Origin of the sequence: Streptomyces sp. NPDC018026 (assembly GCF_044327745.1) — a bacterium.
Taxonomy (GTDB): domain Bacteria; phylum Actinomycetota; class Actinomycetes; order Streptomycetales; family Streptomycetaceae; genus Streptomyces; species Streptomyces rubrogriseus.
The window spans coordinates 47,486-66,084 of record NZ_JBIRFY010000016.1; the positions used below are offsets into that span (position 1 = coordinate 47,486).

18 protein-coding genes are annotated in these 18,599 nt (G+C 70.7%); 7 read left to right on the forward strand and 11 right to left on the reverse strand.

All coding sequences use genetic code 11. The features are described 5' to 3' along the window. Positions 1–58: 58 nt before the first annotated feature. From ACH4D3_RS34720 to ACH4D3_RS34730, 3 genes are all read right to left on the reverse strand, one after another. Positions 59–1,498 (reverse strand): AI-2E family transporter, encoded by a 1,440-nt coding sequence (locus ACH4D3_RS34720; protein WP_398330720.1) that lies wholly within the window; start codon positions 1,496–1,498, stop codon positions 59–61. Between the two features lie 162 nt (positions 1,499–1,660). Continuing rightward, positions 1,661–2,359 (reverse strand): transglycosylase SLT domain-containing protein, encoded by a 699-nt coding sequence (locus tag ACH4D3_RS34725; RefSeq protein WP_398330723.1) that lies wholly within the window; start codon positions 2,357–2,359, stop codon positions 1,661–1,663. Positions 2,360–2,798: 439 nt separating this feature from the next. Then, entirely contained in the window at positions 2,799–4,124 is a 1,326-nt protein-coding gene (locus ACH4D3_RS34730; RefSeq protein ID WP_398330726.1) for a PhoH family protein, read from the reverse strand. Positions 4,125–5,187: 1,063 nt separating this feature from the next. Here ACH4D3_RS34730 and ACH4D3_RS34735 point away from each other — a divergent pair. Then, on the forward strand, positions 5,188–6,393 hold the full coding sequence (locus ACH4D3_RS34735) for a winged helix DNA-binding domain-containing protein (protein WP_398330729.1): 1,206 nt from the start codon (positions 5,188–5,190) through the stop codon (positions 6,391–6,393). Between the two features lie 30 nt (positions 6,394–6,423). On the opposite strand, the gene ACH4D3_RS34740 is transcribed toward ACH4D3_RS34735, so the two are convergent. Both ACH4D3_RS34740 and ACH4D3_RS34745 read right to left on the reverse strand, forming a co-directional pair. Continuing rightward, positions 6,424–7,242 carry a class I SAM-dependent methyltransferase gene (locus ACH4D3_RS34740; RefSeq protein ID WP_398330732.1) on the reverse strand — a complete coding sequence of 273 codons (819 nt, stop codon included), beginning with the start codon at positions 7,240–7,242 and terminating at the stop codon, positions 6,424–6,426. Between the two features lie 150 nt (positions 7,243–7,392). Continuing rightward, positions 7,393–8,223: a helix-turn-helix transcriptional regulator gene (locus ACH4D3_RS34745; RefSeq protein WP_398330735.1), complete on the reverse strand. Its 831-nt coding sequence runs from the start codon at positions 8,221–8,223 to the stop codon at positions 7,393–7,395. Positions 8,224–8,323: 100 nt separating this feature from the next. On the opposite strand from ACH4D3_RS34745, the gene ACH4D3_RS34750 reads away from it, so the two are divergent. Both ACH4D3_RS34750 and ACH4D3_RS34755 read left to right on the forward strand, forming a co-directional pair. Continuing rightward, on the forward strand, positions 8,324–9,079 hold the full coding sequence (locus ACH4D3_RS34750) for an SDR family NAD(P)-dependent oxidoreductase (protein WP_398330738.1): 756 nt from the start codon (positions 8,324–8,326) through the stop codon (positions 9,077–9,079). Positions 9,080–9,096: 17 nt separating this feature from the next. Beyond that, a complete protein-coding gene (locus tag ACH4D3_RS34755) occupies positions 9,097–10,377 on the forward strand; it encodes a M24 family metallopeptidase (RefSeq protein WP_398330741.1) in 1,281 nt (426 codons plus the stop codon). A 153-nt stretch (positions 10,378–10,530) separates the two neighbouring features. Here ACH4D3_RS34755 and ACH4D3_RS34760 read toward each other — a convergent pair whose 3' ends face one another. From ACH4D3_RS34760 to ACH4D3_RS34770, 3 genes are all read right to left on the reverse strand, one after another. Further along, positions 10,531–11,403, reverse strand: coding sequence for an LLM class flavin-dependent oxidoreductase (locus tag ACH4D3_RS34760; RefSeq protein WP_398330744.1), 873 nt, complete (start codon positions 11,401–11,403; stop codon positions 10,531–10,533). 93 nt (positions 11,404–11,496) lie between these two features. After that, positions 11,497–12,528 (reverse strand): hypothetical protein, encoded by a 1,032-nt coding sequence (locus ACH4D3_RS34765; RefSeq protein ID WP_398330747.1) that lies wholly within the window; start codon positions 12,526–12,528, stop codon positions 11,497–11,499. Further along, positions 12,516–13,178, reverse strand: a complete 663-nt coding sequence (locus ACH4D3_RS34770; RefSeq protein ID WP_398330750.1) for a hypothetical protein — start codon at positions 13,176–13,178, stop codon at positions 12,516–12,518. The genes ACH4D3_RS34765 and ACH4D3_RS34770 overlap by 13 nt, the downstream gene beginning before the upstream one ends. Before the next feature lie 348 nt (positions 13,179–13,526). Here ACH4D3_RS34770 and ACH4D3_RS34775 point away from each other — a divergent pair, with 348 nt between their 5' ends. The 3 genes from ACH4D3_RS34775 (at position 13,527) to ACH4D3_RS34785 (ending at position 15,766) form a co-directional block, all read left to right on the forward strand. Continuing rightward, entirely contained in the window at positions 13,527–14,018 is a 492-nt protein-coding gene (locus ACH4D3_RS34775; RefSeq protein WP_398330752.1) for a hypothetical protein, read from the forward strand. 209 nt (positions 14,019–14,227) lie between these two features. After that, the gene (locus ACH4D3_RS34780) at positions 14,228–15,244 is read left to right on the forward strand and encodes a tetratricopeptide repeat protein (RefSeq protein WP_398330755.1); all 1,017 of its coding nucleotides are present in this window, start codon (positions 14,228–14,230) and stop codon (positions 15,242–15,244) included. A 114-nt stretch (positions 15,245–15,358) separates the two neighbouring features. Next, entirely contained in the window at positions 15,359–15,766 is a 408-nt protein-coding gene (locus ACH4D3_RS34785; protein ID WP_398330758.1) for a DUF192 domain-containing protein, read from the forward strand. Positions 15,767–15,862: 96 nt separating this feature from the next. Here the strand turns inward: ACH4D3_RS34785 and whiG are convergent, their stop codons facing one another. After that, positions 15,863–16,891 (reverse strand): RNA polymerase sigma factor WhiG, encoded by a 1,029-nt coding sequence (gene whiG, locus ACH4D3_RS34790; protein WP_398330761.1) that lies wholly within the window; start codon positions 16,889–16,891, stop codon positions 15,863–15,865. After that, entirely contained in the window at positions 16,884–17,594 is a 711-nt protein-coding gene (locus ACH4D3_RS34795; protein WP_398330763.1) for a hypothetical protein, read from the reverse strand. Before ACH4D3_RS34795 ends, whiG begins: the two co-directional genes overlap by 8 nt. A gap of 185 nt (positions 17,595–17,779) precedes the next feature. Here ACH4D3_RS34795 and ACH4D3_RS34800 point away from each other — a divergent pair, with 185 nt between their 5' ends. Beyond that, positions 17,780–17,992, forward strand: a complete 213-nt coding sequence (locus ACH4D3_RS34800; protein WP_398330766.1) for a hypothetical protein — start codon at positions 17,780–17,782, stop codon at positions 17,990–17,992. Positions 17,993–18,043: 51 nt separating this feature from the next. Here ACH4D3_RS34800 and ACH4D3_RS34805 read toward each other — a convergent pair whose 3' ends face one another. Further along, on the reverse strand, positions 18,044–18,598 hold the full coding sequence (locus ACH4D3_RS34805) for a hypothetical protein (protein ID WP_398330769.1): 555 nt from the start codon (positions 18,596–18,598) through the stop codon (positions 18,044–18,046). Position 18,599 lies beyond the last annotated feature (1 nt).

The window sequence follows — 18,599 nt, forward strand, 5'->3', positions numbered from 1 at the left end:
TCGCGTACCGGTGCCCCGGCGGCGCCGCGCCGCTCGCAGGCTCCGCTCGCCGGCTCCGCTACGCCGGGGAGGTGTCCGACGGCGGGCCGTCCGCCGGGGGTTCCGGGGTCTTCGGCGGGCCCGGCACCCGGTCGACGGCCGGGGCGGCGTCGGTCGAGGTGGCTCCGTGCGGTCTCGGCGTCTGCCGCAGGGCGGCCTCGCGGGAGTACGCCCGCAGGTAGCCCACGACGGTGTTGGTCACCGCCACCAGCGGCACGGCGACCACGGCGCCGCCGATGCCGGCCACCATGCCGCCGGCGGCCACCGACAGCACCACCGCGAGCGGATGGACCCGCACCGCGCGCCCGAGGATGAACGGCTGCAGGATGTGCCCCTCGATCTGCTGCACCGCCAGCACCACGACGAGCGTCATGACCGCCGCGAACACGCCCTGTGTCACCAGCGCCACCACGACCGCGAGCGCACCCGACACCACCGCGCCGACCAGCGGGATGAAGGCGAACAGGAAGATGAACACGGCCAGCGGGACGGCCATCGGCACGTCCAGGAAGTAGATGCCGAGGCCGATGAAGATGGCGTCGATCAGCGCGACTATCACCGTGCCGCGCACGTAGGCGGTCAGCGTCCGCCAGGCGCGCGGGCCGGCCCCGGCCACGCCCGGCCGGGCTGCCGCGGGCACCAGCTTCAGCGACCACTGCCAGATGCGCTTGCCGTCGTAGAGCAGGAACAGCGTCGAGAAGGCGGCCAGCAGGATGCCGGTGAGCGCCTCGACGACGACCGTGACGCCTTCCAGTCCGGCCGACGTGATCTGGTCGGTGTTGGCGCCCACCGCGTCGCGCAGGTTCTTCGCGATCTCGTTGATCTGTTTGTCGGTGACGTGGAAGGGGCTGTTCAGCAGCCAGTTGCGCAGCTCGTCGATGCCGTCCTGGACCTGGTCGGAGAGGTTGTCGATGTTCTCCATGACCTGCCAGGTGACGAACCAGCCGATCAGTCCCATCACCACGAACCCGAGGATCGCGGTCAGGGCGGTGGCCGGTCCCCGCGGCACCCCGTGCCGGCGCAGCCAGGCCACGGCCGGCTGGAGCAGCGCGGTGATCAGCAGCGCGGCCACGAACGCCAGCACCACGAGCTGTACCGCGCTGATGACCCGCATGAGCACCCACACGGTGCCCGCGAGCACCAGCAGCCGCCACCCGGCCTCCGCGGCCACCCGTACTCCCCAGGGCACGGCCTGGGCCGGATCGGGACGGTTGGCGAGCACGACCGGGCGGTGGGCGGCGAGGTGCTCGCCACCGGAGTCCCCGGCGGTGTCTCCGGCCGCGTCCCCGGCCGTGTCCTCAGCCGGGTCGTCCAGGGGCCGCCGCGCGTGGTGGGAGGCCGCCCCGGGTCCGTCGTCCGGGTCGTCGCGCCGCGCTTCCTCGCGGCGCTGCTCCAACCGCTCGCTCGCCCGCGTCAGTCCGGCGCCGAGCCGGCCGAGCCACCCTGGCACTCGTGACATGATCCGTCCTCTTCCCCCGTCCTTCCCCACCGCTCCCCCCTGGAGTCGTTCCGGTCCGACCGTACATGGCGGGAGCGCGAAAGCCCCTCACCATAGGACGGTGAGGGGCTGCGCAAGGTTGAGCGTGGACCGCGCCGCCGGGGAAGGCGGGCGACTGCGGGCTCAGTACCAGTGGTTGGCCTGCCAGAAGGCCCAGGCGTCGCACGGGCTGCCGTAGCGGTTGTCCATGTAGCTGAGGCCCCACTTGATCTGGGTGGCCGGGTTGGTCCGCCAGTCGGCGCCCGCGGAGGCGTACTTGCCCGCCGGGAGGGCCTGGAAGAGGCCGTAGGCACCGGAGGAGGCGTTGACGGCCTGGTAGTTCCAGCTGGACTCGTGGTTCACGATGTTGCTGAAGCACTGGAACTGGCCGCTGGGCACCATCTGGCGCGCCATCGCCTGGATCTGGCTGGTGCTGTAGGAGCTCTGGACGGTGAAGCTGCTGGCGTCGCGCTGGGCGTCGCGGCTGGCCGCCTTCTTCTCCGCCTCGCGCTCCTTGGCCTCCTCGGCCGCCTTCTTGGCCTTCTCCTGCTTGGCCACGGCGGTTTCGGCGGCTGCCTTGCGGGCCGCCTCCTCGGCGTCCTTCTTGGCGCTCGCGTCCGCGGCGATGGCCTGCACGTCGGCCTGCTGCGTCAGGGACGCGGTCTGCACCTGCGCCTGCTCACCCATGGGGATGTCGGCAAGCAGGGTCGTGCCTGCTGCCGTCGCCTCCGCGTCGTCGTTGTTCTGCGCGACGCTGCCCGAGGCAACTCCGACGACGCTTCCGACGGCGGTGACCGCCGTGGCCGAGGCCACTGCGAATCCCCGGACCGAGATCCGGCTCACACGGTTTCCTTCCAGCATCGCCCGCTTCGGTGACCCTCGCGGACGCAATCGTGCCCCTGGCACTGGCCTCCCCAACTACGGGTCACGGGAGGCACGGGCCCGGTGGACAACTCCCTCGGCGGGAGCGCCGCGTGGTGCTCGGGCGGCATACGACTCTGCTATGGAGTTGGAGCTGGTGCTTCTGGGGCGCCGTACCGCTGGGGGTACAACTGTGTCGTATGCGGGGCCTGACAGGAATGAGACTCTGCCGTAACCCGGCGGGGCGAGGCAATTCTGTGTTGCGTGTGAAAGCTCACATCTCGTTTGGCCCAGGGGATTCACGGAAATCCGCACACGCCGAGGCGCCGCCCGGCTAGGCTCTGGGCCTTTCCGGACGGCGCCGAACTGACGGGTAACCGGCCCGTGTCGGGTCGGATTTCCCGGATGGGTGGGAGTCGGGTCAGATGTGCCCGTCCTCCAGCATTTCGGTCACGAGCGCCGCGATCTGGGACCGCTCGGAGCGGGTCAGGGTGACGTGCGCGAAGAGCGGATGCCCCTTCAGCTTCTCGACGACGGCGACGACTCCGTCGTATCGGCCCACCCGCAGATTGTCCCGTTGTGCCACGTCATGGGTGAGTACGACCCGTGAGTTGGCCCCGATCCGGGACAGCACGGTCAGCAGGACGTTCCGCTCCAGCGACTGGGCCTCGTCCACGATCACGAACGCGTCGTGCAGCGAGCGCCCCCGGATGTGGGTGAGCGGCAGCACCTCCAGCATCCCGCGCGCGGTCACCTCCTCGATGACCTCGCGGCTGGTGACGGCCGACAGCGTGTCGAACACCGCCTGCGCCCACGGGCTCATCTTCTCGGCCTCGGAGCCGGGCAGGTAGCCGAGCTCCTGCCCGCCCACCGCGTACAGCGGCCGGAAGACCATCACCTTCTGGTGCTGCCGGCGCTCCAGGACCGCTTCGAGGCCCGCGCACAGGGCGAGCGCCGACTTGCCGGTGCCGGCCCGGCCGCCCATCGACACGATGCCGACGTCCGGGTCGAGGAGCAGGTCGAGCGCGATCCGCTGCTCGGCGCTGCGGCCCTTGATGCCGAACGCCTCCCGGTCGCCGCGCACCAGCCGGACGTTGCCGTCGGGCGCGACCCGGCCGAGGGCCTTTCCGCGCTCCGACTGGATGGTCAGACCGGTGTGCACGGGCAGGTCGGCCGCCTCCGGGACATAGACCCGGCCCTCCTCGAAGAGCACGTCCACCTGCTCACCCGGCAGGGTGAGTTCGGACATTCCGGTCCAGCCGGAGGCGTCCGTGATGGCCAGCTCGGCGCGGTACTCCTCGGCCAGGAGTCCGACGGAGGACGCCTTGATCCTGAGCGGGAGGTCCTTCGAGACGACGGTGACGTCGAATCCCTCCGCCTGGAGGTTGCGGGCGACCGCGAGGATGCGGGAGTCGTTGTCTCCCAGGCGGTAGCCGGTGGGCAGCACGCTGGGGTCCGAGTGGTTGAGCTCGACGCGGACGGTGCCGCCGAGGTCCCCGATCGGGATGGGGGCGTCGAGGCGACCGTGCCGCACCCGGAACTCGTCGAGCAGGCGCAGGGCCTGCCGGGCGAAGTAGCCGAGTTCGGGATGGTGCCGTTTGGCCTCCAACTCCGTCACCACGACGATGGGGAGCACGACCTCGTGCTCGTCGAAGCGGTTCAGGGCGTTCGGGTCGGCCAGCAGGACGCTGGTGTCGAGAACGTAGGTGCGCCTATCTGGCTTGTGGCGCTTTGTGCTGGTCACCACGGAAGGACGTACCCCCTCGGAAGAGGTCGGGGAGCGACGGAGTGGACGCTGGGCCGGGAGGGCCGGAACGAGCCGCGCCGGGAGGGCGGGAACGAGCCGACCGATCGGAGGGCCGCCGGACGGTCGTCGTCAGGCAGGTCCCTGGGGCCGCCCTGCACTGGCGCGGACCGGGGACCGGTCCTCCGCCGCGTCTTCCGTGCCGTGACCGCACGGTGGGGCTGGTGCAAAGGGCCTCCCGGGCGGACGGCTCCGTGCCGTCCGCTGAGATCCGACACCCGTGGTTCGGGCGTCGACCTGCTTGGCTTATGCCCTCGAACAAGCGCCGCCATGCCACGACACAGGACGGCGCACCGGTGAACTCCTCGTTACGGACGTACCACTCGCGGCCGCCGCCCGGACGGGCAGAAAAAACGGGCCGGTCCGTGGGGGGGAGACGGACCGGCCCGAGGGGGGGGTTTCCACCATAACCCTTCGTAAGTGATGCTGCGTGCATCGGCGTGCCACAACTACTCTCCGGAGTCGCCCGGCGACGCCCGGATGACCACGGAAGCCCTTATTCCGGCCTGAACGGTGGCCAAATCACCGCGCACCCCGGGGCGGGCCGTGATGCGCGTGCGACTGGTGGGGCGGGGCGGGTCCGCCGACCGGCGCGATGGCGCGGAAGTCCGCCCCCCGTCCGGGCGGCACGACCGGCGCGGCCGGCTTGACCGGGGCCGGTCCGACGGTCGGCCCGGCAGCTTGATCCGGGGGTTGATCCGGCACCGCGCAGCCCCCTCCACTGCGCGGTGCCACGCGCGCAGCTTTGCTCACGCGAATTACCTGGCATCGAACTTACGCGACCGGGCAGGTCGTTTTCGACTCGAAGAGGACATCGATGAATAACGATGTGGAAACCCTGTGAGGATCGACGGGTGATTGCGTACGCTGCCTCCGCGCACGCGGATGTTTGCGAAGGTGCGCCACTTGAGCCCGGAAGATCCGCCGCCGACGGCCATGGACGGGCACGGATGGCCACGGATGACCGAGGACGGAATCTGTCCTACTTCTCACCTAACGTCGCCTCATGACGAAGACGACCGGGATCACTTGGGCCGCGGCGAGCGCACGACGCGTGGAACGGCAGTTCCTGGCCAGCCGGGCCCGAACGGGCACGCCCGTCGCCGACGTGGCCGCCGCGATGCTCGGCGTCCACGCCCAGGTACTGTCCGCGGCCGAGTTGTCGGTCGGCCTGCGGGCCGACGGCGTGACCCGCACGGACGTACGCGACGCCCTGTGGCCCACCGCTCCGCTCGCCCCACCCGCGCCCGCACCCCCGCCCACGCTGGTGAAGACGCACGGCCCGCGCGGGACGGTGCATCTGCTCCCCGCCCGCGACCTGCCGATGTGGTGCGCCGCGCTCCCCGCGATCCCGGCCGGCCCGGCCGCCTTCCCCACCGACGTACGCCTCACCGGGGAGCAGGCCGGGCAGGTCGTGGCCGCGATCGCCGACGCGCTCGACGGCGCCTTCCTGACCATCGAGGAGCTCGGCGAGGAGGTCGTCACGCGCACCGGCCCGTGGGCCGGCGACCTGGTCATGCCCGCCTTCCAGACCATGTGGCCCCGCTGGCGCCAGGTCCTGCACCGGGCCGGCCAGTGCGGCGTCCTGTCCTTCGGCCCGAACCGAGGCCGCAGGGTGACGTACACCAGGCCGCCCCACTTCACCCCGCTGCCGCCCGAGGAGGCGTCACGGCTCCTCGTACGCCGATACCTGTACGCGTACGGACCGGCGACGCCCCAGCACTTCGCCCGCTGGCTGGCCGCGCCACCCGGCTGGGCGAAGGCCCGCTACGCCGAGCTGGCCGCCGCGGGCGAGATCGAGGAGGTCCGCTTCGAGGGCGCCCCGGCGTGGGTGGCGGCGGGCGACACCGACTTCCCCGATGCCCCGGAACGGGACGAACTGCTGCGCGGGGTGCGGTTGCTGCCGTACTTCGACGCGTACGTCGTCGCCGCGCAGCCGCGGGAGCTGCTCTTCCCCGGGGCCGCCTACCGGCGGGCGCTGGCCGGCGGGCAGGCGGGCAACTTCCCCGTGCTCCTGGTCGACGGGGTCGCGGCGGGCGTCTGGCACCAGCGCCGCCGGGGCCGCCGTACGACGGTCACGGTCGAGCCGCTGAGCCGCCTGACGGCACGGCAGGAACGCGAGCTGGCGGACCGCGCGGAACGGGTGGTGGCCGTGCTGGAGGCGGCGGCTGAGCTGGTGATCGGGGAGGTGACGGTGGGGGCGCACGCGTGAGGACGCGCGCCCGTGCCCGGCGGCTGGGTGTCAGCGCTGCGTATGGGGTGTGCCGGTGGCACCCGGCTTGCGCACGTCGAAGAGATGACGGGAGCTGTGGGCGACGAAGGGCCCCTCGGCCTCGATGCGTTCGTGCAGTTCGCGCAGCCGGTCCCGGTACGCCTCGACGGTGAACCCGGGGACCATCCACACCACCTTGCGCAGAAAGTGGACCACGGCACCGATGTCGAGGAACTCCATCCGCAGCCGTTCCGCCCGCAGCTCCACGACCTCCAGCCCGGCCGCCTCCGCGTCGGCGCGCTCCCGCTCGGGGTCACGGTGCCGGTGGCTGTCCTCGGGCAGCGGCCCGAGGAAGTACTCGATGAGCTCGAAGACGCTGGCCGGCCCGACGTGCTGCGCGAAGTAGGTGCCGCCGGGCATGAGCACGCGGGCCACCTCGTCCCAGTGCGGCTCGACGGGATGCCGGCTCACGACCAGGTCGAAGGCGCCGTCCGCGAAGGGCAGGGGCGCGTCGTCGGCCGAGGCGACCACCGGGACGCCGCGCGGTCGCAGCAGCCGGGTGGCCTCGGCGACGTTGGGCGCCCATCCCTCGGTGGCGACGACGAGCGGGGCCCGGCCGGCGCCGACGGCTCCGAGGGCGAAGTCCAGCACCTCCCCGCCGCCGGTCTGCACGTCCAGTACGGCGGTGGCCCCGGCCAGCCGCCCGGCCATGGACCGCGCGTACCCCCAGGAGGGCCGGGTCTCGGTGGCCCGCCCCTCGAACCAGGAGAAGTCCCACCCTTCGGTGGGGACGGCGGCACCTTCGGCCACGAGGTCCTCGAAGGTTCGGGGGTGGGGCGGGGACGCCATGGGGAAAGCTCCGCTCGGCAGCCGGTCGGGAACAGTGGAGGACCGGGGTGGGGACAGGTGGACCGGCTCAAAGATACGACCGCCGACGGCGCGGACCCGGGTGATTTTCCGGCCCGGCCCGCGGGGCAGGGGTGCATGCCGGAGGGGATGTCAGGGGGCGGTCGCGGCGCGCAGCGTGCACAGTGCCGCCGCCTCGTGGGAATCGGGCGCCGCGGAGTAGACGATCATCGACTGGTCGGTGTCGGGCAGCAGCAGCGTGTCGCAGTCCAGGAGGAGAGTCCCGAGACCGGGGTGGTCGACCGTCTTGCGCATCGACCGGGACGTCGTGGAACGGCCCTCCTCCCACATGCTCCAAAAGCGCTCACTGCCGTCGATCAGCTCCTCGATCAGTGAGCGGAGGTCCGGGTCGTGGGGGTAGCGCGAGCGCGCGGTGCGCAGCAGTCCCACGGACTGCTGCGCCGTCGCTTCGTCCTCCTCCGGAGAGGGTGCGACATGGGTGACACCGACGCCGAGGAACCGCTGCCAGACGATGTTGCGCTGCCCGTCGGGCCAGCTCATGAGATCGCCGAGGAGCGCGCCGGCCATCGGGTTCTGTGCCAGCAGGTCGCCTTTGGCGGACAGTACGAGCGCGGGCAGGTCGCTGAGCCGTTCCAGCAGCCGCAGCACGCTCGGGCGGACCGTCGTCTCGATCCGGCCGGACAGGGGCGGCGAATTGCCGGCCAGCCGGAAGAGCTGGTCGCGTTCGTCGCGCTCCAGCCGGAGCGCCCGGGCCAGGGCGGAGAGCACCTGGGCGGACGGCTGGGGTCCGCGGCCCTGCTCCAGGCGGACCACGTACTCGACGCTGAGCCCGGCGAGCTGGGCCACCTCCTCGCGGCGCAGGCCGGCGACCCTCCTTCTGGGACCGGACGGCAGGCCGACGTCCCCGGGCGCGATGCGTGCGCGGGCGGCCTTGACGACGCGGGCGAGCTCGAAGCGGTCCATACACCCATCCTCTCCCGCGGCGGTGCCCGCGTCCTGGGACGGCCGCTACCACTCTCCGGCGTACCTGGATGGCCTCTCGACCCCTGCCTAGCGTCGAAGCATGAACGACTCACAGGAAACCCCGACCACCACCACGGCCCTCGTCACCGGCGCCAACAAGGGGCTGGGCTACGAGACGGCCCGGCGTCTCGGCGAGCTCGGCTGGCGTGTCTTCCTCGGCGCACGCGACGAGGCCCGCGGGCAGGAGGCCGCGAAGAGGCTCGCCGCCGAAGGCGCGGACGTGACGTTCGTGCCGCTGGACGTGACCTCGGACGACTCCGTCGCGGCGGCCGTCCGGACCGTCCGGAACAGCACCGCCCGGCTCGACGTCCTGATCAACAACGCCGGAATCACCGGTGAGCGCGTCGGCCCCATGGACAAGCTGACCTCACCCGAGGAGACGCTGCCGCAGGATCTCGTCCCCGTCTTCCAGGTCAACGTGTTCGGCCCGGTCCGTGTCACCCACGCGTTCCTGCCGCTGCTGCGTGCCGCGGACGACCCGCGCGTGGTCATGGTCTCCAGCGGCGCCGGGTCACTGGCGGTCGCGACCAACCCGGAGCGGCCGGAGTCGGCCGTCGCCCACCTGATGTACCCGGTGTCCAAGGCCGCCCTGAACATGCTCACCGTGCAGTACGCCAACGGCATCCCGGACGTCCGGTTCAACCTGGCCGACCCCGGCTTCACCGCCACCGACCTCAACCACCACCAGGGCGTCCAGACGGTCACGGAGGGCACGGACGCGATCGTCGAGTTCGCCACCACCTCGCCCGGGCCCACCGGGCAGTACCGCGACCGCAACGGTGACGTCCCGTGGTGAGGGCGGCCGACGTCCCGGTGGGTACCGTACCCACCTTCTCGATGGCCGAGCGGGACCGCCGATGGGATCTGGCGCGGGCGTTCATGGAGCGCGAGGGCATCGACGCCCTGCTGGTCTTCGGGGAGCACGAAGACGCCGGCCCGGCGCCGTTCGCCTACGACACCTGGTTCACCAACGGCCGGGCCGGCACCACCGTCGTCTTCCCGCGCGACGGCGAGCCGGTCTCGCTGCTCCCGATGGAGATGTTCACCAAGGACCACCTCGAATCCGCCCGCCGGGGCGATGTCGTGTGGATCGCGCCGGAGAACCTGCGCATGCCTCGCGACTCCCGCGCGATCGCCGCGGCCCTCGGTGAGCTGGGGCTGGAGAGGGCCGCGGTCGGGGTCGTCGGCCTGGAACCCTATCCGCCGTGGCACCCCGAGGGCATCGTGCCCCACCGCCTCTGGGACGCCGTGTCGACGGCCTTCCCCGCCGCCCGCTTCACCCCGGTGGGGATGGCGCTGTCCCGGCTCATCATGGCGCTGGGGCCCGAGGAGATCGCCGTGGTGCGCCACTCCGCGCGTATCGGCGACGCCATGGTGCGCGCCATGGTCGGGACCGCCGCCGCCGGTGTCCCGGAGAGCGAGGTGTACGCGGCCGGAATGGCCACGGGATACGCCCACGGAACCACCCCCGCGGCCATGCACTTCTGGACCGGCCCCGCCCCTCTCGCATCGGGCCCGCCGCAGTGGAGCTACCGCCCGCAGGCCCCGCGTGTCCTGGAGCACGGCGACGTCGTCTCCGCCGAGGTGTTCAGCAATGCCGGCGGGCGCCACACACAGCACCAGGTCACCCTCACCATCGGTGAACCGCACGCGGACCTCCGGCGCGCCGCCGACGTCGCGCGGGCGGCGTACGACGCCGGTCTGCACGCCTTGCGCCCCGGCCGGACGTTCGGCGAGGCCGTCGACGACATCCGCAAGCCGTACGCCGACGCCGGCGGATGGGAGTTCGGCCCCGCCGTCCACACGCTGAACCCGATGATCGCGGCGGGCGGCTTCCCCAACGACGCCAGCCGCCGCATGGCCGGGGCCGGTGCCTACCCGCCCGAGGACGACCACCGTCCCACCATGGCCGCCGACATGGTCCTGGAACCGGGGATGACCTTCGCCCTCGAGCCCAATTACGCCTACGGACGACACCTCGCCTACCTCGGCGGCACAGTGATCGTCGGCGATGACGACGCCATCGAACTGAACCCGTACACGGCGCGGCTCCTTCGGGCAGAGGGCCCCGCACCGGAGCAGGGGGGTGCGTGACGACGATGGCGAAGGAGGTGGCCGGACGGCCGCGCCGAGTGGGCCGGTGACCGGCTCGGTGACCGGCAGATCCTCCAGGTCCGCCGGGTGCGCACCCGGCCCCTCCCGGATGCCCGCACACCTTCTGGGCACCCCGGCCGCCCATGGCCACCGCTAAACAGTCAACGGCCGGACCCGCTCGGCGGCGAACCGCACGAAACCCTCCGGGTCGGGTTCGTCCCCGGTCGGCTGGAGGATCACCGTGTCGGCCCCGGCCTCGGCCAGCCGCCGCACGGCTTCGGCGACGGCCGCCGCGTCTCCGGCGACCCCGAGATCGGGCACGTCGCCGACACCTTCGGCGACCAACTCGTCCCGAAGCCGTTCATCGGCGCCGGGTCCGGTGGCGGCGAGGAGATACACGACAACCCGGTGCGCCTCCGACCGTCCGGCCGCCGCCCGCCCTGCGTCGATGAGCCGCCGGGCCCGGCGCACCCCGTCCGGCGGCGTGTTCGCGGTGAGCACGGTCCCGTCGGCGGCCTCACCGGCCAGCCGCAGCGAGCGCGGCCCGGTGGCGCCGGCGAGCACCTCGACGGGCTGCTCGGGCGGCCAGTCGAGCGTGACGTCGTCGAGCCGGACGTAGCGCCCCTTCGTCGTCACCCGTTCCCCGCCCAACAACGCCCGCAGCGCGACGAGATGCTCCCGCAGCAGCGTGAGCGGCGACCCGGCCCGCGCCCCGACCTGCCCCATCCAGTCCTGCACCCCGTGTCCCACGCCGAGGACGGCGCGGCCGGGGAACATCCGGTGCAGCGTGGCGGCCTCCATCGCGGTGACGGCCACGTTCCGCAACGGCACGGGCAGCAGCCCGACGCCGACCCGCACCCGCTCGGTCCACGCGAGGGCGGCGGCGGCCGTGGAGATCCCGCCCTCCCGGAAACAGTCCTCCCACAGCCACAGCTCCTCGAGCCCCACCTCATCGGCGGCACGAGCCACGGCACGCAGCCGCTCGGGGGCGAGCTGGGGACGGAATACGGCACCGAGTCCGGTCATGGCGCCTTCCTACCCTCGGCCGGTCCCCGTTCAACACCCTTTCGAGGCCATCACCCCGGGGAGAGCCGACCTCACGCCCTTGCTTCAGCACGGTCAGCGGTTGACGGCCTGGATCTCCTGGACGACGACGTCCTGGGTGGCGCCGAACGTACCGTCGGGAAGGTCGCCGCCCGCGCCGCCACTGCCGGTCCAGTGGATCTCCCAGGTGACGGTCGCCTGAAGCGGGAAGGTCCCCTCGCCCGAGGAACGCAGGTACTTCACCCCGCACGGCGGTGCGTCGTCCGCCCTCCCCTTCTCGTACGGAGCGCCGATACGGCCGTCCTTGATCGCGCAGACTCCCGATGCCGGGTAGGTCTCGGCGTCCGGGGTGCCCGGCTTGATCTGCAGCGAGACCGGCTCGGCCGTGGCCGTCGCCTCGATGCCGATGTCCTCCACGGACGCGGTGACCGAGACCGGCTTGAACTCGGCACCGTCCAGCCACGCCCACGTCGGAAGGTTCACCTTGGTCGCCTCGGCAGGCGCCAGCGTCACCTCGGTCCCGGGGACGCGGATCTCCGCGTAGGCGAGTTCGGCGAGGACCTCGGGGGTGACGGCGTTCTCGACGTCCGCGGGCGGGGGCTCACCCGTGTCCACCCAGAAGTAGTCCTCGTCGCACTTGTCCCAGCCCGGCGGGTAGCTCTTGTTCACGTACGAGCCCCACCAATAGCCCTCGCCCGTCTTGTCCTTGTTGAAGCCCTTCTTCTCATCCTTCGCGTTGTACTTCTCGCGCTGCTTGGCATCCCACTCGTACCCCGTGGACTCGGCCTCCCAGATCGGCTCCAGGGTTTTCTGCAACTCCTCAGGCGTGTACTTCGGGGCATACCAGCACGCCGGCGGCGTCCAGGACGTGGACGACGTCACCGCGCCGACCGAATCACCGCTCCCGTTCTTCGAACGGTCGAAGACGACACCACCCACGGTGACCGAAACGGTGCCATTGTCGTCCACGTCGGCCTGCTGGTCCGTGGAGCCGCGACTGCCGCCCTCGCCTCGTCCGCCCGCGAAGGCAGCGGGGGCCGACATCACCGAGGCGAGAACGATCGCGGCTACGGTCGCACACCTCAAAGATTTACTCACGGCTGGCATTCTTCACTCCCCCGAGTTGACGCAATGTCGGTCGTCTGCCAGACGCCCTCAGCGTTCTTCGCAAGCTTTGCGTGGTAAAGGACGTAGCTGTCCGCCGTTGTTGGCGTGTCCTTGACCTTTCCCGTCTTCTTGTCCTTGATGAATGACTTGCTCTCGTCCGAGCAGTAGGTGACGTACGCCTCAAGCTCCCCCGAGAGACTGACCTTGTAGTCGAAGTACCGCGTCTCACCAACCCATGTGTGGTTCTTGTCGATGTACCCCGACGCATACGTGATCGAGTCACTCAAAGCGGACTCGGCATTGTAGAAACCGAGGGCCTTGGTGTCGGTACTCCCCTCGAAGATCGCTTCATCAACAGAGTTGACACTCAGCGTGCTGTCCGCGAGGGCCGCGTCCTTCGCCGCGTTGCCCGTCTTCTTGTACTCGAAGACATTCTTCGCATCGGAAGGGAAGGTGATTTTCGGTCGGCCTGCGGTCTCCGCCTCGCTCGGGCTCGGGGCAGCTGACGTCTCACTGCCCGTGTCAGCACCCGCGATCTTGTCGCTGTCCTTTGCGGCACCGTCCTCGTCGCTGCCGCACGCGGACAGCGTCAAGGCCGCTGTGGCGGTCAGTGTGAGCGCTGCGAGCAGGGTGGGTCGGCGGCGATTCACGGTCAACTCCTGGAGGGACGGGGCTTCTCTTCAGCGAAGCAACGCTATCCAGCGAGGCCGAGGGACACCAGAGTGAAGCCCGTGGCCATGCTGGGGTCCACGCGATGACCCGGCCGCCCACCAGGCACCTTCGGTCGAACAATTCATCACCACGCACGCACTGGTGCCCGAAATGTCACTGGCCACGCCCCACCCCCACACCCGAACTTGCCTGAGCAACCCGTTGAGCCGGGTGAACACGCCCTCGTCGGCCTTCCGGCGGCCCGGCGGAGGCCGCTGCACGGTAGAACTGCCTGACGGCCCGACGCGTCTTCGCTGTTCTACGGGACCAGTCGCGGGAGGGTCTGGATGAATGTCGAAACCGGTGTAGGCGTGTGCGCGACCGTCATAGCGCTGGGATCCTTCTGGATCAGTTGGGGGCAGGCGCGGGCATCCCGGGCACACAACCGGCAGTCGGTGCGGCCGTTGGTACTGATCCGCACAGTTCGTGCGGGGTACCGGGACGACGTGGCCCGCCTGGAGGTGATCAATGCGGGGATCGGGCCGGCGGTCGTGACGCGGACGTCGGTCACTCTCGACGGGGAGGTCATCGGCCAGTGGGATCTGCCCACGTATCACCAGATGGCCCAGGACCTCCCTCTGCTGCCGAAAGTGAAGACGATGTTCACGGGGGCAGCTCTCATCCCGGGCGAGAGGAGCTACCTGCTGCATCTCGAAGAGCGAAACGGGCAGGAATCCGCATGGTTCTGGGAGCTCATCTCCACGAGACTACTCGTTGAGATCCGGTACGAGTCCCTCTACGGCGGTGAGGACTTCGTGGCTCGCTCGACGCCGCTCTGAGGGGCACTGACCAAGACGAAGGCCGTGAGGGTGAGTCTGCTGCCTGATGCCGTACAGAGGGAAGCGTTCGCGAAGCGGCGCCTGGTCCTGGCGGAGTGCTTGTAAATGTTCACGTCGGAGGAAGTAGCTGCTGAACAACTCTGGCGGTGCTGTACTCCTGCACGACAAGTCGAGTCTGAGTCGGATCCGCGGTAGGGGAGGCGTTTTCCGTGCACACGTCGGACAAGCTGGAGGCTGAGGGGGTATCGCTGGTCAACCGCGGCTTGGCGTTGTGGAACCAGGGGCTGCGTGAGGAGGCTGTGACCACCACTCGGCAGGGCATCGCGGTGTGCCGCCAACTGGCCGTGGCGGAACCGGCCAAAAGCAACCACCTGGCGCTCGCTTTGAGCAACCTGGGCGGCATGCTCATCGACTGGGGCCGACCGGCCGAGGCCATTCCCGTGCTTGAGCATTCGATCAAGATCACTCGAATCTACAGCGACAAGAGCCTCGAGTTCACCGCCGACCTTGCGGGAGCGCTGAAGAACCTCGGCAGCGCCCTGCAGCAGTGCGGGTCTCAGCCAGAGGCGATCGCGGCCTTGACCGAGTCGATCGCGACGTATCGGAGCCTGGTGGAGCAGGGCAGACCGCAGTACGGGGTCTCCTTGGCCCGGGCGTTGAACAGCCTGGGCAACACCCGCGGCCTCGTCGCCGAGGCACGGGACGACTTTGACGCGGCCATCGCTCTCTTGCGCCGTGAGGATTCCGAGGATGCGGCGATGCAGCTGGCCGCGACGCTGGCCAGTCAGTGCGGAGTCCTGATGCACCTGAACGACCACGAGCGGGCCATGGCCAACTCCGAGGAGGCGGTGGCGATCTTCCGACGGCTCGGCGAAACCAACCCCGCAGGGGTTGAGCCTTACTTGGCCAGAGCGCTTCCCACCATGGCGCAGGCCTTGATGGCCGTCGGCCGGCTGGACGAGGCGCACACCGCCGCCACCGAGGCGATCGGGATCATCCGCAGATCCTCCGCGGCCAATCCGGACGGGTGGCGACAGCAGCTGATCCGTGCGCTGCGCCTGCTCGGTGACCTGCTCCCCGCACTGAACCGGCACGCGGAGGCGGCCGCTGTCGCCGAGGAGCTCGCGCGGTTGGTCGAGGAAGACCGCCACGACGTCAAGGCCCTGCACCGGCCCGCCCCCGAGAAGCCGAAGGGGTTCTTGTCACGCTTCAAACGCAGGCGCTGACGAACTGTGCCGGGTCGGCCGACGCGTCACCGGCCGGACCGCTTGATGGACTGCTCGGCATCGGCAAGGATCGCATCCTTGTCCTTGAAGCAGTTTTGCACGGAGGGCATCTGAATGGCACGGCAGCGGTGGCGGGACGGGGCGGGGGCTCTGGTCGTGGCGGGGCAAGACGGCGAACGTGTGCGCGTTCCGCTGGAAATCTCGGGCTCTTACCGTGCGCGCCGCAGGGGGCTGTTGGGGCGTGACTCGGTCGACGGGGCGATGCTGCTGAGTCCGGCCAACAGTGTGCACACGTTCCGGATGCGGATGGCCATCGACGTGGCCTACCTCGACCGGCAGCTCAACGTCGTCGCCGTGCGCACGATGCGGCCGGGCAGACTGGGACGGCCCCGGCTGCGGGCGCGGCATGTGCTGGAGGCGGAGGCCGGGGCGATGGGTGAGTGGGGGGTCCGGGTGGGGGCGCGGGTGGAGGTCGTGGAGGGCTCGGCCGAGGCGGCCGGCGGAGTCGGTCAGCACAGCTAGGGCGGCCTGTCTGACAATTCCCGTCTGCCGCGCGGGCCCGTTCGTTCAAGACCGCGTGGGAAGACCCGCCGGACGGCGTTTCCGCCCGGCACGGAGTCAACCGTTGGCGTTCGCCAGTTTGGCACGCAGTTGCAGTACCGACTTGGTGTGGATCTGGCTGACCCTGCTCTCGGTCACGCCCAGCACGTTGCCGATCTCGGCGAGTGTGAGGCCCTCGTAGTAGTACAGCGTGACGACGGTCTTCTCGCGCTCCGGCAGTGTGTTGATCGCCCGGGCCAGGAGCCGGCGCAGCTCGCGGTCCTCGGCGACCTCCACCGGGTTGTCGGCGGCGGTGTCCTCCAGGGTGTCCATCAGGCTCAGCCGGTCGCCGCCCTCGCCGCCCGCGTGCAGCAGCTCCTCCAGGGCCACCACGTTGGCCAGCGACAGCTGGCTGAAGACCGCGTGGAGGTCCTCCACCGCGATCCCCATCTCCGCCGCGACCTCGCTCTCCGAGGGGGTGCGGCGCAGACGTGCCTCCAGCGTCGCGTACGCGCGCTCCACGCTGCGCGCCTTCTGCCGCACCGACCGCGGGATCCAGTCCAGCGCCCGCAGTTCGTCGATCATCGCGCCCCGGATCCGGGTGATCGCGTACGTCTCGAACTTGATCTCCCGGTCGACGTCGAACTTCTCGATCGCGTCGATCAGCCCGAACACCCCGGAGGAGACGAAGTCGGCCTGCTCGACATTGGGCGGCAGTCCCACGCTGACCCGGCCCGCCACGTACTTCACGAGCGGCGAGTAGTGCAGGATCAGCTGCTCCCGCAGCCGCTCGTCGCCGGTCGCCCGGTACGACCGCCACAACTCCGGCAAGGAGTAGGCGCCTCCGGGGGACGGAGTCGGGGCAGGCGAGGAGCCTTCGTCGGTCAGGACGGTGCCCGCGCGCACGTCGGGAACGCTCTCGGCGGCGCCCCGGAGGCGGACGTGGCGCGGCCGCGCCACGCTCCCGGCAGAGTGCTCTCGGCCCTCCGCGAGTTCCACCACCTTCTCCGCACGGGTGGCGGGGGTGCGCCGGCGCAGCGGACGGGCTCCCGGAGTGCCCAGGGAGGATTGCTCGAGGAGTTCTTCGAAGGTCCGGTCGTCAGCCATGCCGCCACTCCCCCTCACTGCTCTTCGCCTTCTTGCGCCACCGGTACAGGAGCGCCTCGATCACACGGGTCGAGCAGGCGTCGAGCAGCTCCCTGATCTCCTCGTGCGTGTAGTCGGCCAAGGCACTCGCGGTCACTGCCCTGCGCGTGCGCAAGTCGGTGATCTTGTCGATCTCCTGGCGGACCCACAGGATGCCGAGTGCTTCCTCCTCCGCGCTCGGGGCCAAGGGGTGCCTGGCCCGCTGCGCCTGTTGCCGGGACACGGCACGCCGGTAGCGGTCCTCGCCCGTTCTGTACAGTCGGAACTCGTTCGGGAACGCTCTCAGACAGGCACCCATGAAGTAACTGGTCAGGCCGGCTCCACCGTCGTAGGTCCAGCCTCCCTCGATCAGCGCGGTCTGCCTGAAACGGGGCAGCGCGCGGGCCACGGTCAAGTTCGCCAGTTCCTCGCGCAGATCGCCGTCGCGGCGCAGCTCCTCCCTTTCCACCTCGGTGGGTTGGACTCCGAAGCCGCTGTGCCGGACGAGGTTGAAGATGTGGCCGGAGTGCAGCCACGCGCACAGGACGGAGAGGGCGTAGCGCACGAGTTCGTTCTGGAAGCGGTCGTAGTCCGGGCCCTCGAACCCGTTCTTGGCGAGGTGTTTGAGGAGCAGTTCGTCGGCAGCGCGACGCTCTTGGCTGTCCCGGGTGTCGTCCCCCTGCATCGTCCTCCCTTCAGCTCGTACCCACGGGTGTTAGGTGCGGCCCCCGGCTCCGCCCCACGCGCTTGCGGCGAGATGACCCGAACGGTCGGGGTGCCGCGGGTGTGCGTGGGGTTCTCCTGTGGGTGCGATCTAGGAACGGCAGCATCACGACAACTGCCAGCCCGCTGCTTCCCGAGGAGCCGTCCGTGCGTTCGTCCGATCACAGCCCGCCGCCCGAGGCTCCGAGCCCGTTCCTCACCCTGCACACCGCGTTGGTGCTGCTCACCGCCGCCGTCATCGGCATCGTCGTGGGCGGTCTGACCTGGCTGAGCGGCAGTCCGGTCGCCGGATCGGTCCTCACGGGGCTGGTGAGCGCGGGTGGCGGCGTTCCGGTGCTGCGATCCCTCATCGGCACCTGAAGCACCGGGGCGTGGCATCAGCGGTGCACCCGGTCGAGCACGCGCCGCCGGTCACGGTGACACGATGTGGAGCAGTGCCGTGCCGTCCGCGCCCGTCGTCGCCTGGATCACCACGGCGTCGGGCCGCGGGCTGGGGCGGGCGCTGTCGAGGGTGCCGCAGGAGTTGCCGCTGCCGTGTTCGCGGAGGTACGTGAGGCAGCCTTGGCCCGGGCCGCTCGCGCCGCCCTCGGAGCGGTTGTTGCCCGACTTCACCTCGTACTCGATCTCGTTGGGGCCGACGGCCGTCACCGACAGCGTTGCCCGGCTGCCGTCGGCCGGTCCCGGGAAGTGGATGGTGACTGGCCCGGTCACCGCGATCTCGCAGTTGCCGTCGGTGCAGGCGCCGACGTCGGTGCCGTCCGCTGCCGCGGCGGAGGGGGAGGGGGGTTCAGAGGAGGGTTCAGGGGCGGGGCGGGATGGCGTGGGGCGGTCCCGGGGCGTTCGGGGTGGCTCGTCGTCCGCTTCGTTGGTGCCGCCGCACGCGGCCGTCGTGAGGGCCGTCAGCGCGGCGAGGACGGTCAGGGCGGTGCGGGTGGGGTGTGGGCGGGGGTGCGTTCGGTAGCTCATG